We start from the raw sequence: 18,896 nt of genomic DNA on the forward strand, positions 1-18,896 counted from the left end.
GGTGATCTGATCGTTTTTGATCGATTTGCCGCTTTTAAAATCAGCAGAGGGTGAAGTCAGCCAGAAATGCATGGCTACTTCAGACCATCCTTAGCATTTCCAGGTGAGCAAGATTTCGAAACCAATTTGCCTACCCGCCAGAACGTGGAACTCGTAAGGGTTCGGCACACCCTGTGTCATGGCAACATTCTTGAGTATGTTAGTGCCCAAGAGGATTTGCCGGCACTCTTCACACCAGAGTGCTGCCGCGACCTTGCCAATAAGCTTCACGTTATCTCTCGTAATTGGGTAGCGAACCTTGGCGCGTTCAGAAAGCAGGCTATGGGACTGCAATAATCGATCGTCTAGTCGAGTCTCACCCTTCTTACCATTTTTTGCGCCTGTATCTCGCCAGGGCGCGAACGCTATTAAGGACGATAGAATGACCGTTATCTCTGGAGATCCGACGACTCAGCTGGCCTTCTCGATGTTCGAGAACAAAGGGGTATATGCCGTCCTGGTCGGCTCCGGCATTTCCCGGGCTGCGGGTATTCCTACGGGATGGGAGATCACGAAAGAGCTGGTGGAGCGCGCAGGTGTTGCAGCGGGCGCGCGCCCTCAAGATGACTGGGTTCAATGGTATGTCAATACGACTGGCCAACAGCCCAACTACTCAGTCCTGCTGGAAGAGCTCGCCAGCACGCAGACGGAACGTCGAGCCATCATTCAGGGTTTTCTTGAGCCCAGTGCTCAGGAGCTTGAGGACGGACTCAAGACCCCCACGCCGGCTCACCGCGCGATCGCCTCAATGGTCAAGTCGGGCCACATTCGCGTTATCGTCACCACGAACTTCGATCGGCTCATGGAGAACGCACTACGCGAATTGGGCATCGAACCCACTGTCGTAAGCTCCGAGGACACCCTTTCTGGCGCAGAGCCTCTGACTCATTCTCAGTGCTACGTCTTCAAGATCCATGGTGATTACAAAGACGCCAGGATTCTGAACACTGACGCAGAACTGGGTGTGTACCCAACACCCTTTAACGCGTTGCTTGACCGAATCATCGATGAGTTCGGTCTGATCGTCGCGGGGTGGTCGGGTGAGTGGGATCATGCATTGCGGGCAGCATTTCTGCGCGCGCCTAGTCGACGGTACCCCACGTTCTGGCTCTCTCGCGGCCGGTTGTCCGACCGTGGCCAGGAATTGATTGATCAGCGTAAAGCCGTGGTCATCACCTCAGGGGATGCCAATACCTTTTTTACCGGGCTGAACGTCAAGCTGGAGACCATCCAGCAGTCCAGGCAGCTGAATCCGGTGGGAGCGGATATGAGCGTGGCAATGGCCAAACGATTCCTCGCGCGGCCGGAACAACGTATCCAGATGGACGATCTGTTCTGTAATGAGACGCGCAAGGTGATCGGACACTTCGCGTCTGTGTTTGCAGGCGGTCAAACGCGGCACCAGCATCAGCCCATTGATTGGGTTCTTGACTATGAATCGATAACAGAACCCTTGGTAAGGCTAGCTGCCGTCATCGGACGTTGGGGATCTGACAACGAACACAAGCTGGTATTAGACGCGATCGGTGCCCTGTACGCTGAGGCTCAGAAAGCCCAGGAAGGTTTCAAGAGCTGGCTGGATCAAAAGCACTACCCCGCTGCCATGGTGTTTTATGGGTATGGGTTGGGTTTGACGAAAGCCGGTCGGCTGGGCGAGTTGTTTAAATTGTTCGATGCTCCGCTGCAGAACCAGCGACGTGGCCGGATCCTATCGATGAATGCGGAGCTTTCACCTTTCCTTATCGAGAGCAACAGCCGCCAGATTTGGAACACCTTTGAAGGCCAGGAGCGCGCTAAGGCCCCCTTCAGTAACAGGCTTGCCGGTGTGCTCGTCCCACGATGGGCGCCTGACTTTGCGGGAATTGAATCAGCAGAGCTGCTTTATGAGCGTTTCGAGTTCCTTTGCTTGCTTCATTTCTTGAAATTGCGAGACGTGAACCAAGAGTCGCTGAGCAGCATGATTGAGCGAAACCAAACTAGCCAGATCAGCCTAGGCCGGATCTCTCTAGTTGAGGACAGGATCATACGATTGGCGCAGGAATATTCAACGGATGAACATCGAGTGCCACTACTCGAAGCAGGGTTTGCTTTTGGCAGTGAAAAGTATCTGCAGGACGTGCTGGACGCCCTGCAATCAGCTGCGGGCTGGTAGCCGCCGAACTCCTACCAAGTCCTTGCCTGCCGGCTTATCGGACCCCTTTAGTGTTGTCTCATCGACGGCTTCTTCATCATGAACCGTATCAACCTCTGATGGAGCCCAACAATGAACACCAACACTTCTGGCCTACCTCGCATGCTGAACCTTGAGGAGTTCGCCGCTCTCATCCGCAAAATGCGTGAGGTCGTCCAGTGGTCACAAGAAACCTTGGCCGAGCTCGCAGGCTTGAACGTGCGGTCTGTGCAATGCGTTGAAAATGCCAAGCCTGCTACCAGTTTCGGCTTGGCACCCGGAGCACGGCGACCAGCTTGCGGATTGAGCAGGTTGATCACGCCTATCAAGCTTTAGCTGCAGCCATCCATGCAGTTTCCCCTTCAGCATGCCAGCCTCGCTCGGCTAGCTGCTGAGTAGCATCCAAGATCCCGACGTCACCAAAAAAACGATGTGGTTCCCGGAAAATGGATGCCAGCAAGGGACACCTTGCACAACCCCGAATCACGATTCCAGTACGACAAAAAATGCCAACACGTCCGGATACGGGAAATTGATCGCGGCGTTACCGATGATGTAGTGCTCACGCGTAACCCGAGGCAGGGCGAGGTCGACCAATGGTTGAGTCATCCCGGGGACGAGGCTAACGCGGGTCTCGGAAAACTCGGTCTATGAACATCAATCGATGAACAGTTGCGTTCATGTCAGGGGCACTGAGCCAGTATTCTTGGGCTGTTGACCTGCTTATGAACATCTGACATCGCCCACTTGTTCAATAGTATATGGGCATACGGCTAGCCGCTCAGTAACCATTAAGCACTCTCCACTCAGGCCACAGCTACATCGCGATTAGGTTGCGATTCGGACTAAACCGCATCGAACCTTTACGCCTGTCACTGATCGAACCTGCCCTGCATGTCAAATCCCCTTTGCAGCTGCGCTATCTGCACAGCCGCAACCGGAGATAGACTGCCAACTCACCCGACCAACCAGGAAGGCTCCCATGAGGCGTCAGGATGTAAAAGCAAGGCTGGCTGAAGGCGTTTCTCTCGAAACCCACATCAGTGCGAACCCAAGCAATACCAAGGAATGGATTGTTTTCTTCAAGAAAAATGCCGGGCGAAGTTTTTTCCTGGTTGACGACCAAGAGCAAGTCGAGTCATTTGCAGACCTCAATCTGCTTATCGCCGAGCTGTCCGCGATGGGCCTCAATATTGCTGAGGTGCACTTTTAGTTGATCAGTTGCTGTAGGTTCAAGCCCGCCTGCAGATGAAGTACTGCTAAACCTCCCCCATACCAGTCATCCCCAAAAAGCCGTGCTAGACCCATCTTTTCGACAGGCGAGCCTGTGCAGCAGTTGAAAAGTGAGTCTATTCTTCAGTGAATTGGCCTTGATAAAAAGCCACACAATACTGGACTGGTTGAGTGTCGCGAACACTTGGGGATATGGATATGCAGAGCAAGCCGAGCTCTTCTGCTCTAAACGTTTTTCGCCCGCGGAGTCAGGCGTTAGCCCTAGAACAGCGTATTTTGTTCGACGGTGCGGCGGTAGCAGCTGTAGACCAGCAGCACAACAACACGGCCGACGCCCATGAATCAAACGACACAGCGCCTAATTATGCGGCCCCGACCGAGGTGGCCACGGCCAAGCCTACTGACTATTCAGCAGCCAAAGAATTACTGGTGGTCGACAGCCGGGTCGAGAATGCTAATCAGCTAACGGCGCAGTTGCCGGCCAATGTGAGGGTGTTGGTGGTTAACACCTCGGAAGATGGCCTCGCCGCGATTTCGTCAGCCCTTACCGAAATGGGCAAAGTCGATTCAATCCAGATCCTTTCCCACGGTTCCAGCGGACAATTCACGCTGGGCAATCGCACGCTTTCCAGTGACAACGTCGGTCAGCTGTCCGGTCTCTTGAGCAGTTGGAGTGCATTCCTCAACCAAGGCGCAGATATCCAGTTGTACGGCTGTAACGTGGGTTCAGGTGAAGCCGGTCGGGTATTGGTTAGCGAGCTTGCACGCATTACTGGCGCGGATGTTGGCGCCTCAAGTGATGACACTGGCAGTGCTGCGCTGGGCGGTGACTGGGACCTAGAAGTACGCAGTGGCAATATCGACAAGGCTTTAGTGCTCGGCGCCGATGTGATTGACGGCTACGCAAACCTCCTGGCGGATGCAAGTCCAACAGTTACCCTTAGCTCTGCTGGACAGGATGTACTGCTCGGCGATCAATTTACCTTCACGGTCAATTTTTCAAACAACGCAACAGACGCCACAGCCTTGGGTTACGCCCCATTTTTGAACGTAATCATGCCGGCGACCGGCGTTGATGGCGACGATGGCGCTACTTTCATTTCGGCTACCTACCTCGGCCAGTCACTTTCAGCAACCGTCATCACCTTCGATGCATCCGGCAACGCAACGCACCCACTGGCTAAAGATGCCAGTGGCAACCCATTGATCATCACCGGCAATCCTGGGGATCAACTGGTAGTCATCGCCCTGCCCTTTGCCAGTATTTCGAAGGACCAGCCAGCGCTACCGATTGTGATTACGGGCAGTCTGAGCAATCTGGCAGACACCGATTTCTCAGACGGCTCCCCCGACCTGACCATCAAGGTCAGTAGCGGCTTTGAGTTAGGTAATGATTCACTCGACAACCCGACTGATGACCCCAGCATCGTCATGCCCGGCTTCGTCGATTTTGTCATTCACCCAACGGTTATCACGTTCGATCAAACCCTGAGCACGCCCGAAGGCGAAACAGTTACTGGCCCCAATCACAATCAAAGCTACACCGTGACGGTGAATCCTGCGCCTGGGCAGACATTAACCAATGTGGTCATCACTCAACCCTTACCCGACAACATACAGGTCACCGCTATTACGCCGGGCGCTGGCGGTGTGATTACCTCGCTAACACTGTATGACGGCACCACTGTTACTGATCCTGCGGAAATCCAGGCTGCTATCGCGGCGGATGACGTTTATATTTCTTCATTCAGTGTCGAATATGCCAACCTGACCGGGTCAACAGATACGGTGGTTTCGTTCTATGTACCGGAAGTCGACAGCAGTGGGCTTTCTGTACTTGACCCCGTTACGGGCGCTCCACGCACTATCACCATCGGCCCACCAACTGCGGAGGGAAGCTGGGTGCCGATTGACCCCCGTGATGTAACTGCGCCCGCAACAACGATCGAATTCAGCGGCACCGGTAATACTTCAACCTTCATTGCCAAGTCGTTAACTCTGGAAAAACAAGTCGATATTCAGATCGACGAAGGTACATCTGGCGTAAGCCCTGGCGATACCTTGCAATACACGCTGGACATTGAAATATCCGACTACTTTGCCTACGGCCGAGATTTTTTCAACGAAGGCAGTCTGCTCGTCACTGACACACTCGGTGACGGCCAATCTCTGGTGCCGGGCAGCGCCACCATGAGTGTAACTATTGCTGGCGTTACTCAGTCGATAGCGTTGGTCAGCACAGTCACTACAGACTCCACTACAGGCATCAGCACTATTGTTTTCGACATCGCCCAGTCGTTGAGAGACGCTTTTGGCGGTGTCAGCGGCTGGCTCAACGGCGATCTCTCGTTTGATGATGTACAGGAAGGCGCAACCCGCGCTGTTATCACTTACAGCAGCTTGATCAGCCAGGCCTATTCCAGCCCAGCAGACCAGCAAGAGATAAACGAAGGCGACAGCCTCAGTAACAGTGCGATTCTTTCCGGCACAGTGCTGACAGACCGTTTCAACGTCGGCAGCGATGTCGCACAAACCGATACATCCAGCGCCAGTGTGACCGTGCCGACCAACCGCGTCGATATATCCATTGCCTCGGTTAATAACGGCACACCACCGGCAAATGGTGAAATACGCCCTGGCGATGTCGTTACGTTTGAGCTCAGTTACGACCTTGTTACCGGCGACTATGAAAACTTCATCCTCACTGCCTACCTGCCTGAACCACTGCTTGATGTGAGCGGCGTTTCCTGGACACAAGGTACAGGCGTTGGTACCTGGACCTTGGGCGCTGATAACACTAATAACGGTGCGGTTCTGAGTGTAACCACCGGTCCCGGCAACTCCGTTGTGTTCGATTTCGGCGACTATGCAACCAGTGATGTTGGCGGCACGCGCATTGTTGTTCAGTTCACCGTTTTGGTCGGTAATCAGCCGTTTGCCGACCAGCGTTCGTTGGATGTTCTGGCGCAGTCCAGCCAGCAAACCACGCTGGCGACTCAGCAAACACTGGTCTCCTCGGATGTTGTGGCGATTGTTTCCGTCGCCGAGCCGGAGTTGAGCATCACCCACGGTGTGGTTTCGAGTTCGAACGGCACCATCAGCGGGACAACAGGAACATGGCAAGCGCCTGGCACGACCGGAGCCCCGTTTACCGGTAGCGTGACTGATCCGCTAGCAGTCAATGGCGATGTAACCGGTATCGACGCCGGCGACACGCTGCGCCTTGCCACCGCGATTGAGAACACCGGCGGTGGCGGTGCATTTGATGTCACCACCAGCATCACCCTGCCCTCTGGCTTGAGCTTTGTCGGCGGCAGTTTGGCGGCGGCCAATCTGCAAATTTATCGCGGCGATGGCACCTTGTTGGTGCTGGGCACCGATTACAGTGTCAGTGGCAATGCCATTACTTTCCTTGATGCCGGGAGCACAGCCAGCTTGCTCGCCGGGCGCGCAGGAACAGCTGCCGATGCCAGCGGCGCCAACGTGGTGATCATCACTTACGACGCGACGGTCGACACGGCGATTACCGCTAGCAGCACGCTGCAAAGCACAGCAACACTCAGCAATTACGCCAGTGTTGATGGCGGCACCGACTTTACTCCGAATGACCTGACAGAAGTAGCTGGCCAGCAGATTGCTGCGCCAGAAATACGCAAGGTATTTGCCGATGGCAGCCTTGATGATTCCGACTCAAGTGCTACTCACACCAGCGGTAACGACCTGGTGATTGGCGAAAGCATGCTCTACGACATCGTTGTGACGCTGCCAGAGGGCGGCACACAAAACCTGCGAATTGAAGACCTTATTCCGCAGGGGATGCGACTGGACACCAGCTTTGGCATGGGCGGCTATGAGCTGATTTTACTGGCGGCCGACAGTGGCGCACTCAGCGCTGACTTTGCCGGCAATGTTGTCGTCGGCACATTTACCGCCGTAACCGGGGCGCTGGGAGACGATGGCGGCGATGTGCGTTTCACTTTCACGGCTTCGACTACGTCGGCGGATAACAACACCGGCAATAACAGTTTCGTTTTGCGTGTTCGGCTCGTGGCCAGCAATATCAGCGACAACCAAGCCAATAAGACCCTGCAAAATAATGCTCAACTGATTTACAGCGATGTAGATGGTGATACCCCGAATGGCACAACGCCTGTCGACCGCACTGTCGCATTAACCGGTGGGCAGCCCTCGGTGGTTATCCGCGAACCGACCCTTACCATTGATCAAACCACGGTAGTGCGTGGCGATGGCCAAGTGGATGAAGGCGACCTTGTCGAGTACATCATCTCCATCAGCAACGGCTCGTCTTCAAACGACTTTGACGCGTTCGATATCAGCTTTCTCGACAACCTTCCCAGCCAGCTCGGCAATGTCACGTTAATCAGCGTCGTTTATAACGACGGCACCACAACCACCAACATAACCAGCCAGTTCACGCTTACAGGCAACGTCCTGCAAACGGTAGACGGCGCCAATATCGATATCGTCAAAGGCGGGGTTATTAACATCCGTGTTGGCGGTATTGTTAATGCAACGGCTGCAAGTGTGCCCAGCTTTGATAACGTTGCAACTGTGCAATGGACGAGCCTGGACGGCACCACCAATACCACTGCAGATCCTGCCGGAGAACGAACAGGCGCTGATGGCCTCCTGAATTCAGGGGCGCTCAATGACTATCGCAGCAGTTCAACAATCAACATCCCGGTATCCCAAAAAATTGGCATTGCACGTGTCGGTGGATTACCCGACACCGCGGCGCCAGACCCTACATTCAGCGAGAACGAAAATGTCGCGGTTGGCGAAATCATCCGCTATCGGGTCAGCGCGGTTTTGGCTGAAGGAACAACCGATGACTACAGCATTCGCGTAAGCCTCGGCGATGGGCTCGAGTTTCTTAACGACGGTACGGTGAGGATTTCTTTCACATCAAACGATGGCATCACCAGTTCGGTGACGGGCGTCGTAACGCCTGACGGCATTGTGATTGGCAATCAGACTCAAGGTGAGGTCGGTCCTATTGATCCCAACCTTTCCGGTCCGGCACCGCAAGGCTTGCTCAACGCTGCGCAGATTGAAGTCATCAAAGACCCGACCACTGGCGAGACTCTGGTCATATTCCACCTTGGGGACATAACCGTTAATGATCGCGATGTCGACTTTGAGCTGATCACCATCGAGTTCAATGCCAAGGTGCAAAACATCGGCACAAACGTGGCAGGCGCATCGATTTCTGCAAGAGCCGCAGATTTTTCAGGCGACGGCCCTACCCCACTTTCAGAAAGCCCAACGCTCACTGAAACGATTGTTGAGTCTTCCTTCACCGGGATGGTTAAGGAAGTTGTCAGCTTCAATCCAGACACCGCCAGTGCGACCAATACCGGCACAGCAACCGTTGCCGTGAGTTTCACTCAAAACGGTCAAATACCAGCGTTTGATGCGCAACTGACGGACAGTTTTGCCAATGCAAACGCCAGTAATTACACCTTAATCAGTATCCAGATCGGCGGCACAACCTATTTGCCAGGCGCTTTACCCGCTGGTGTGAGCTTCACCGATGGCGGCTCGATTAGCGTCGACTTCACCCAGATCGACCCGAATGTCAGCATCAAAGTGCTGTACTCGGTGACTCTGCCAAACGATGTGGTGATTGCAACGTCTGATGCGACGCTGACCTGGACCAGTTTGCCAGAAGACTTCACCAGCTGGGGCGGTTCGAGTGTCGGGGCCGACGGCACAGAACAAGGCGAGCGTACCGGCGAGCAGACCGGTGCCAACAACTACATTCTCACCAGTGGTGCCGGCATCGGCGTTATCAGCGGCACACTGTGGAACGACACAGGCTCAGCTGACGATAGTGTAGCGGTGGACGGCGCAGGTTTGGCCGGTCAAACCGTCACGTTGACGTGGGCAGGTACCGACGATGATCTGACCACAACGGCCGATAACCTCACGTTCCAGGCCACAACGGATGCCAACGGTTTCTATCAGTTTGGCGTGTTGCCGGCGGGTATTTTCCAGATTGATACCCCAAAAGGCACGATCAGCTATGCACAACCCATTGGTGATTTGCGCGTACGTATTGATAGCGATGGAACCGGGGGTACGCTGGGCCAGGTTGTTGTGACGCTCGGTGAAGGCGGAACCGGCGAGGCTGATGCTGGTTACGTTGAACTCAACGATGCCCCCGTCATCACCCTGCCCGGCACGCAAAATGGCCAGGAGGATGTATTGCTGGCCATCGACCCGATCAGTATTGCCGACGTAGATGCCGACAGGTATCAGGGTGTAGGCAGTCATGATCTGCAAGTGACGCTGAGTGTGGTCAGCGGCACCTTGTCGTTAAGCAATCCAACCCCAACCGGTGTAACCGTCTCGGGGTCTGGCAAAACGTTGATTCTCACGGGTACTCAGGCTGATCTCAATGAGGCCTTGAAAACCCTGCAGTATCTGGGTGACCAAGACTTCAACGGCACGGACACCCTGACGGTAGTCACCAGTGACCTCGGCAGTTTCGGTGAAGCAGACGGTAACTGTATTCCCAATGATTTGACTGATGCATTGACCGACACAGAGACGCTGAGCATTGTGCTGGAGGCAGTCAATGACGCTCCGCAAGCCAATGACAACAGCGCAACGGCGGTAGAGGCTGGCGGCACTGACAACAGCGTGACTGGGGTTAATCCGCGCGGCAATCTGATTACTGACGCGCCTGCTGATACCGATGTCGACATCGCCACCAATGCCGATGAACTGCGCGTTACCAATATTGGATTTGGTGGCAACCCACCTATCAGCCTGCCAAGCACTGGAGCCGGTGGGATTCAAGGCAATTACGGCACTCTGTTCGTCAATGCGGCCGGTGGTTATATATACGTGGTAGACAATGACAATCCGGCTGTAGAAGCGCTGCGTATATCCGGCCAAACATTGGCTGAAACGTTCACCTATACCATCAAAGATATCGCCGGCGCCTCTTCCACAGCGAATCTATTTATAACCATACAGGGTGCCAACGACACGCCGGTTGGCGTCGATGATGTTGTCACTGTCGCAGAAGCTGGGGGCGTTAATAATGGCCAGGATTCCGGGCCTGCAAGCGGCAACGTAATACTTGGCGTGATCGACGGCCCTGGTGCCAACACCGACGTTTCTGGTCCCGACACCGACGTCGACTCCGCCGCCAATGGTGAGGTATTGAATGTCTCGGGTATCCGTGTAGGTGCCAAGGATATACCGGGCGACTTCGATGCGGTCACTGCCGGTTCAACCGGCGCAAGTAATGGCACGGTTATCACTGGTTTGTATGGCACGCTGACAATCGGTGCGGACGGTTCATACACCTATGTCGTCGATAACGATAATGCGGACGTCCAGCAAATGATCCCTGGCGATACCCTGCAGGAGATTTTCAGCTACCGGTTGGTTGACGCGGGTGCGCTGGATACCGTCGCGCAACTGACCGTCATCATCACCGGCGCATATGATAACCCCGTGGCCAGTGATGATGCGGCTGAAGCACAAGCCGCATCAACCAATAACAATGCTCAGGAAAGTAACCCAACCGGAAACGTCATTACCTTTCCAAGCCGTCCCGGAAACTCAGATCAACCGGGGGGCAACGGTATAGACCTGGATGTTGATCGCACCGATCAACCTAGCGATCAGTTGATCGTAACCGGGATAAGAGTAGGCGTCGAAACGGCTTCCGGTAACCTTTCTGACGTTTCCAGCGGCTCCACCTCAACCGCTAATGGCACCGTAATTGTCGGCACCTACGGTACATTGACAATCGGTGCTGATGGCTCGTTCATCTACGACGTGGACAGCACCAATACCACCGTGCAGGGCTTGGCGGCAGGTGAAACCCTGACTGAGACGTTCACTTACCAGATTACCGACACGGGCGGCTTAACCGACCTTGGCCAACTGGTTATCACCGTGAAAGGCGTTAATGATCCACCCGTTGCGCAAAATGTTGTTGCACTGGCCGTTGAGAATGGTGGCCTCAATAACACCGATCTTGGTCGTGTGCCGTCTGGCGATGCAACCACCAATGCCTTCGATCCGGATGGCGATCCCATCACCGTGACTTCTGTGCGCACCGGCCCCGAAACTGGCGGCGTTGCAGGCACTGAGAACCCAGTAGTTGACGGCACCCCCACGTCTGTTTTGGGTACTTACGGCACCCTGACCATCAATGCGGACGGCAGTTATACCTATGCGCTGGATAACAGCCTCGATGCAGTGAAATCGCTGCGCCTTGCGAGCCAAACGCTCACCGAACGCTTCACCTACACCATCAGTGATGGTCAAGGCGAAGTCGACGTCGCCGAGATAATTGTGGTTATCAGTGGCAAAAACGATAACCCGGTGGGTGCGCCAGATATTGCAACCGCCAAAGAGTCGGGAGGCGTCAATAACAATCAGGCAGGGATCGATCCAACCGGCAATGTGCTCACCAATGACACCGACGAAGACGGCGTTAACTACGGAGAAACCGCAGCAGTCTCCCGATTCAGTAACTCCAGTGGCACTGCCGGCACGTTGGGCTCCGAGCTCAAAGGGCTATACGGGTGGTTGCGACTCAATGCCGATGGCAGCTACACCTACCGGGTCGATAACAATCTGCCTGCCGTGCAAGCGCTGCGCAGTACAACTGATGAATTGACTGATGTGTTCAACTACTCAGTGATCGACAGAGCGCTCGCCGAAGGTGCATCAACCCTGACCATAACTATCCAAGGGGCTAACGACACGCCGGTTGCGGTCAACGACGCAAATACCGCGCTTGAGGCAGGCGGCACGGGCAACGCCACACCGGGCATCAACCCGACAGGCAATGTGCTGACTAATGACCGCGATGTCGACGCGGGCGATGTGCTGAGCGTAACTCAGGTCAGCCAGGGGGCTAATACAGGGGCTGCTGGCACTGATTTCATCGGTACTTTCGGCACGCTCCGGCTCAATGCTGACGGCAGTTATGAGTATGTCGTTAATAACGACAACGCTCAGGTGCAAGCGCTGCGCACCACCAGCAATACACTGACCGATGTGTTCACCTATCGCGTACGCGACCTGGCTGGTGCAACTACCACTGCACTGTTGACGATTACCATTCAGGGCGCTAACGATACGCCCGTCGCTATCAATGATACCGCGACCGCCAGAGAACAAGGCGGCACGCTCAACGCTGTCCCTGGGATAAACCCTAGCGGCAATGTGTTGAACAACGACACCGATGTCGATGCCAGCGACGCCAAGATCGTGACTGGTATTCGCACGGGCACCGAAGCAGCAGGCGGTGCACTCAATACTGTGATCGCCAGTAATACCCTGACAGGGATTTACGGCACCCTGACCATTGCATCCAACGGAAGCTACACCTACACCGTCGACAATAACCTGGCCAGCGTGCAGGCGCTTAAGGCCGGTGAACAAGTTGTAGAAGTGTTCACCTACCGCATGCGCGACACCGCTGGCGCCACTGACCTTGCCCAGTTGACTATCACTGTTCAGGGCGCATGGGATGCACCGGTTGCGGTCGATGATATCGCTCGTGGCGTGGCCGATAACGGCCTCGGTAACAGCATCAATCCGACAGGTAATGCGCTGACCAACGACACTGATGTCGATAATAACGACAGCAAAACGGTCACCGGCATCCGCCTCGGCGCAGAAACCTCTGCAGGCACGCTGGCTGGCGTCACTGCGGGAACCGATTCCAGCAACGGCACCCTGGTTGATGGGCTTTACGGGCAACTGATCATTGGCGCGGACGGCAGCTTTACCTACGTGATAGACACGGCCAATCCCGCTGTATTGGCCCTTCCGTTAGGCCAGACACTCAGGGAAACCTTCACCTATGAAGTCACCGACGGCGGCAGCCTGACCGATCTGGCGCAGATCCAGATCGTCATCTTCGGGCGCAATGATGCGCCAGTGGCCAACACCGATACCGCCGAGGCTTTAGAGGCTGGTGGCTTGAACAACGCCAGCCCCGGCGTTAACCCGAGTGGCAACGTGTTGAGCAACGACACCGACCTTGAAGACAACGTACTGACAGTCACCGACATTCGCACCGGTACAGAATCGGGCACTGGCACAGCAGGCACCGTGGGTACGGTGTTGCGCGGCCAATACGGTGATCTGCAACTGAACAGTGACGGCACCTGGACTTATACCGTCGACAACAGCCTGGCGGCCGTGCAGGCGTTACGCACTAACGGCCAGACCCTGACCGATGTCTTCACCTACAGAGTCCAGGACTTTTTCCGTGCAGGTGACAGCGCCGAGTTGCAAATCACAGTGCGTGGCAATAACGACACCCCGATCGCCAGCGATGATGCGGCCGTGGCAATCGAGGCCGGTGGCGTCGCCAATAGCACGCCAGGTTTGAACCCGAGCGGTAACGTGCTCGACAACGACAACGATGTAGACAGCGTTGCCAATGGTGAAACCAAACAGGTGTTGCTCTTCACCAGCAGCAACGGCAACAGCGCTGCGGCCGGGCAAGTCGTCAAGGGACTGTATGGCAGCCTGACAATCAATGCCAATGGTAGCTACACCTACGTTCTCGATAACAATAACCCCGTGGTTCAGGCCTTACGCACGGCAGGCAACACGCTTAATGAGGTGTTTACCTATCGCATGAGTGATACCGCAGGCGCTACCTCTGATGCGCGCCTGAGCATCACCATCCAAGGCGCGGATGACAACCCGGTAGCGGTCAACGACAGTGTGACTGCAACCGACCAGACCCCTGCCCCGCAAGCCACTGGTAATGTGCTGCCCAATGACAGCGATGTCGACAGCGGCGATCAAATCGTCGTGAGTGGCGTGCGCACGGGCGCTGAAAGTGGCAGCGGTACAGCCGGTGTAATCGGCCAGCCTATTCAGGGTTTGTACGGCACGCTGATTCTCAACGCAGACGGCAGCTACACCTACACCATCGACCTGACCAATCCGACCGTGCTGGCGGCTGCCGGGCTGGGCCAAGTCCTTGATGATGTATTTACCTACACCATCACCGACCTGAGCGGTGCGACGGATCAGGCCGAGCTGGTGATTAACCTGAATATCTCAGCGCCATACATTCCAGCAGGCAATGGCCCGCACTTTGATTACGGCTATTCGAACTCAAATGTTTATGAAGGGATTCCGGACCGTGAGCCGATTGTCTTCGTCAGCCCGGTTGTTGAGCGTTCGAGCACGGCTAACCGGCTGAGCAACTTGCTCAATCAAGGCACCAATGTACGCCTGGCAACACCGATGCGTTTCGACAGCCCATCTATTGGCGCGGGCCTGGGCCTGGTTGATGGCCAATTCGTTGGCGAAGAAGTCCAGCGTAATCAGGAGATCAATCAGGTCGAGACGGACGCAATGTTTGCGCGACACGGGCGCATCAGTCTTTCGGCAAATGGTTTGCTCAGCAGCCCTTCGCTGTTTGCCGAAAGTGCTGATCAGATGCTCAAAGGTCCGTATCAGAGTGATGCAAACCCGCGCAGCGCTCAGACAGACCAGCCCACTGAGCAGCCTCGTATTGCTGATGCACCAGCGCAGCCAACTGAGATGGACCAGAGTGATGATTACGGCGTTGCGCCTAAGGTCGCCAGTGGGTTCCGCGAGCAACTACGAGCGGCGGCGCAATCGCGCTATCCATTCGCTCGCAGAGACGCCTAGGCCATTCCCATGCGGGTGCTGCCCGCATGGGTTTTTACGCTTGGAAGCTGAGAGGGAAAGCGCGAGCCGAAATCAGCTGTAATGGCTGATTTCGATCAGATTATTATCCGGGTCGCGGATATACACCGACTCAATAGGCCCAATCGCACCTGTTCGTGCAATAGGCCCCTGTTCGATTTCCACGCCCTGCTCTGCCAGATGTTTAACCACCTCGGCGCTACTCCAGCGGGTAATCAGGCACAGGTCAATGGAGCCTGGCGTGGGTACTTGCGCCTTGGGTTCGAACTCGCGACCTGCTTGGTGCAAGTTGAATTTCTGCTGGCCAAACACCAAAGCATGGCGTCCTTCACCAAAAACCTCATGCTGCATATTCAGCACGCGGCAGTAGAAGGCCACCGTTGCCTCGACATCCTTTACGGTTAATACCAGATGATCCAGTCGCTCGATCATGCTTATTCCCACCCTCTAGTTATCAGTCGCGGTCGAGCAAATGAAATTGCGGCAACGACAAGTGCCAGCGAATAGCCGCAAGGCGAATACCCAGCACCGTCAACATCGCCACGCTGGTATCAAGCCAAGGCGGCGTCGCCAGCAAACGCATGACGATAAACACCGTGGCACCGGCCATACACGCTGTCGCGTAGATTTCCTTTTTGAAAATCAGCGGGATTTCATTACAGATCACATCGCGCATCACGCCACCGGCCACGCCGGTCATTACGCCCATAATCACTGCTGTGCTCATCGGCACGTTGTGCTGCAACGCCACTTCCGTGCCATACACAGTAAAGACCGCCAAGCCAAAGGCGTCGGCGATCAACAGGCCTTTTTCGTGGATCGGCTGCGTCATGCGCACCCAGGCCACGGTGCCTAATGCGGCAAAACTGGCGATCAGAATATAGGTGTCATCGCGAATCCAGCTGACCGGATGGTTGCCGAGAATCACATCACGCAGCGTACCGCCACCCAATGCTGTAATGATCGCAATCACCAGCACACCAAACAGATCCATGGACTTGCGACCTGCCATCAGTGCGCCAGTGATAGCGAATACCGCTACGCCGAACAGGTCGGCGAAGTAGAACAGTTGCGCCATACGCCCCTCAGCGATCGACAGGGGTACGCATGGTGACGAACTCTTCAGCGGCAGTCGGATGCACGCCAATGGTGTCATCGAAAATCGCTTTGGTCGCGCCGGCTTTAATCGCAACCGCCAGGCCCTGAATGATCTCACCCGCATCGGGCCCGACCATGTGGCAACCCAGTACACGATCAGTTTCTGCGTCGACCACCAGTTTCATCAGGGTGCGTTCTTGCGATTCACCAAGGGTCAGTTTCATTGGCCGGAAACGGCTCTCGAAAACCTTGAGTGTGTGCCCTGCTTCGCGCGCTTGTTCTTCGCTCATGCCCACGGTGCCAATGTTGGGCAAGCTGAACACCGCAGTCGGGATCATCTGGTAATCGACTTCGCGATACTCGTCCGCCTTGAACAACTGACGCGCAACCGCCATGCCTTCAGCCAGCGCTACCGGCGTGAGCTGGACACGACCAATCACATCGCCAATCGCGAAAACCGACTCCGCGTCGGTACGGTAGTGTTCATCGACCTTGATGTGACCCCGTGAATCGAGTGTCACCGAGGTGTTTTCCAAGCCCAGGTTATCCAGCATCGGACGTCGCCCTGTGGCGTAAAACACGCAATCAGCTACAAGCGTGCTGCCGTCTTTCAAGGTGGCCAATAAACTGCCATCAGACTGTTTGTCGATGCGGCTGATGTCGCTGTTGAAGCGCAGGTCGATACCGCTCTTGAGCAACTCATCTTTGAGGTGTTCACGCACTGCCCCGTCAAAGCCACGCAGGAACAGTTCACTGCGATACAACTGGGTCGTCTGGGCGCCGAGGCCATTGAAAATGGAGGCGAACTCGACCGCAATGTAACCGCCGCCCACGACAATAACCCGCTTGGGCAGTTGCTCGAGGAAGAACACCTCGTTGGAGCCGATCGCGTGCTCGCGCCCCGGAATATCCGGAATAACCGGCCAGCCGCCGGTAGCAATAAGAATATTGGCCGCAGTAATACGCGTACCATCGATCTCGACGGTATGGTCATCGAGCATCTTTGCATGGCCTTCGAGCAGTGTTACGCCGCTGTTGATCAGCAAGTTGCGATAAATACCATTGAGCCGCGTTATCTCACGATTTTTGTTGTGAATGAGCGTCGGCCAGTCGAATTTGGCCGGTTCAAGCGTCCAGCCAAAGTTACCGGCCTGCTCGAATTCTTCGGAAAAATGCGCGCCGTACACGAACAGCTTTTTCGGCACACAGCCCACATTCACGCAAGTACCGCCCAGATAACGGCTTTCAGCTACCGCTACGCGCGCACCATAACCTGCAGCAAAACGGGCAGCACGGACGCCACCGGAACCTGCACCGATCACAAATAGGTCAAAATCGTAAGACATGATTATCTCCCTGATAAAGGCGTTAGCATAACCCAGATCACCCTGCTAACACGCGCTAACCTATGCTGGGTATTGAGCAACATATTGAGTGATCGAATCATTTACAGGCCGCGTTAAACGGCGTGCAGCGGTCTAGACACGTTACTGGCTGTTCAGCAATTGAACTAACAGAAAGATGAGCGGTTCTACCTGTAAACAAGCGCAATGGCTTTGAACTTATAATGACTGGCAGTCAAATCGTAGCCTGCGCGAGCTAAACGTTTATTGCTCTAAGTAGGTAAACCTAATATGCGTGCATTGCTTTTCCTATCCCTCTCAGCAGTTCTTACGGGCTGCACCTCAGCACCGCAAACCCCGCGTGAACCCTTGGTGTTCGCCAATCAGCCGCAAACGGTTGAGAGCCAGCTTGCCGTGGTCCGCGCGGCTGCAGACAAGTACCGGGACTTCTCTGTCGCCGAGCGCGAAGGCTGGAAGGTCTTTGGTGATGATGCCCCACTTATGGGTTACCACTACTCAGGCCCCGCCCCTGATTACGTGTCGGGCGATCAACTCGATTTCAGCCAGCCCAATAACCTCATGTACACAGACATCAACGGCAAGAAGGTACTGACAGGTGTCGCATTTGTTGTGCGAATCGGAGACGGTGAGCCCCTGCCAGAAGGGTTTGCCGGAAACCAGGACCACTGGCACGTGCACGACTTTATTCGTGCAATCGATGCCGCTACCGAGGAGCGCCCTTTTATTGGCTGGCTGGCCGATCGCTGGATCGACATGAATTATCGATCCAAAGGCGATAATCGCGGCCGCCTGGCAATGGTCCACGCCTGGGTAACTCTGCCTAATCCGGATGGTGTATTTGCCAGCGTCAACCGCAGCCTTGCCTACATTAAGCTGGGCTTACCCGAATCATACTGGCAAGGCGCATCTGTAGAAGCTGCGCGTGGCTTGAACCTGGCAACGGAAGGTGGCTGCGAGGCAGTGAACGGTACGCTCTGGATTGCAGACGTTGAAAGCGAGCAAGAAGATGCAATCAAGCAGGCCTGCGCCCGCTCTGCTGAAGAAGTACGGACAGCCCTGCGCAGTCAGGATAAAGCGCAAGTGAATAGCGCGGGAGAGTCCGCCTGGCAGCAATTTGATGAAACGTGGCAACGCGTTTTGAGCCCTGTACAGAAAGAACGAGTCAAAGCGATGAGTGAGCACGGCATGGATAGCCACGACGAAAAAGGTCACATGCAACACGCTCATTAAGACGGGACAATCCATACAAAAAAGGCCATTTCGTTTATGAAATGGCCTTCTGAATTAACGCTATT

At 55.2% G+C, this 18,896-nt stretch carries 8 protein-coding genes; 4 read left to right on the top strand and 4 right to left on the bottom strand.

The features are described 5' to 3' along the window. Positions 1-421 precede the first annotated feature (421 nt). Positions 422-2,191, top strand: a complete 1,770-nt coding sequence (locus BM395_RS11055; RefSeq protein WP_090511803.1) for an SIR2 family protein — start codon at positions 422-424, stop codon at positions 2,189-2,191. A 501-nt stretch (positions 2,192-2,692) separates the two neighbouring features. Here BM395_RS11055 and BM395_RS23730 read toward each other — a convergent pair. Continuing rightward, entirely contained in the window at positions 2,693-2,818 is a 126-nt protein-coding gene (locus BM395_RS23730) for a hypothetical protein (RefSeq protein WP_262020186.1), read from the bottom strand. 373 nt (positions 2,819-3,191) lie between these two features. Between BM395_RS23730 and BM395_RS11070 the strand changes: the two genes are divergently transcribed. Together BM395_RS11070 and BM395_RS11075 are read left to right on the top strand one after the other, a co-directional pair. After that, positions 3,192-3,422 carry a hypothetical protein gene (locus BM395_RS11070; protein WP_069900371.1) on the top strand — a complete coding sequence of 77 codons (231 nt, stop codon included), beginning with the start codon at positions 3,192-3,194 and terminating at the stop codon, positions 3,420-3,422. Between the two features lie 218 nt (positions 3,423-3,640). Then, positions 3,641-15,121: a VCBS domain-containing protein gene (locus BM395_RS11075; RefSeq protein WP_244528975.1), complete on the top strand. Its 11,481-nt coding sequence runs from the start codon at positions 3,641-3,643 to the stop codon at positions 15,119-15,121. Positions 15,122-15,193: 72 nt separating this feature from the next. Here BM395_RS11075 and BM395_RS11080 read toward each other — a convergent pair whose 3' ends face one another. Genes BM395_RS11080 through gorA form a run of 3 tightly spaced genes read right to left on the bottom strand, consistent with a single transcriptional unit; the run spans position 15,194 to position 17,583 of the window. Next, positions 15,194-15,571: a VOC family protein gene (locus tag BM395_RS11080; RefSeq protein ID WP_090511812.1), complete on the bottom strand. Its 378-nt coding sequence runs from the start codon at positions 15,569-15,571 to the stop codon at positions 15,194-15,196. A 22-nt stretch (positions 15,572-15,593) separates the two neighbouring features. Continuing rightward, positions 15,594-16,217 (bottom strand): trimeric intracellular cation channel family protein, encoded by a 624-nt coding sequence (locus BM395_RS11085; protein ID WP_069900368.1) that lies wholly within the window; start codon positions 16,215-16,217, stop codon positions 15,594-15,596. A gap of 7 nt (positions 16,218-16,224) precedes the next feature. Beyond that, a complete protein-coding gene (gene gorA / locus BM395_RS11090; protein WP_090511815.1) occupies positions 16,225-17,583 on the bottom strand; it encodes a glutathione-disulfide reductase in 1,359 nt (452 codons plus the stop codon). Between the two features lie 288 nt (positions 17,584-17,871). Here gorA and BM395_RS11095 point away from each other — a divergent pair, with 288 nt between their 5' ends. Further along, a complete protein-coding gene (locus BM395_RS11095; protein WP_141124092.1) occupies positions 17,872-18,831 on the top strand; it encodes a hypothetical protein in 960 nt (319 codons plus the stop codon). Positions 18,832-18,896: the final 65 nt, after the last annotated feature.

It is taken from the genome of Pseudomonas marincola (assembly GCF_900116605.1).
Taxonomy (GTDB): domain Bacteria; phylum Pseudomonadota; class Gammaproteobacteria; order Pseudomonadales; family Pseudomonadaceae; genus Aquipseudomonas; species Aquipseudomonas marincola.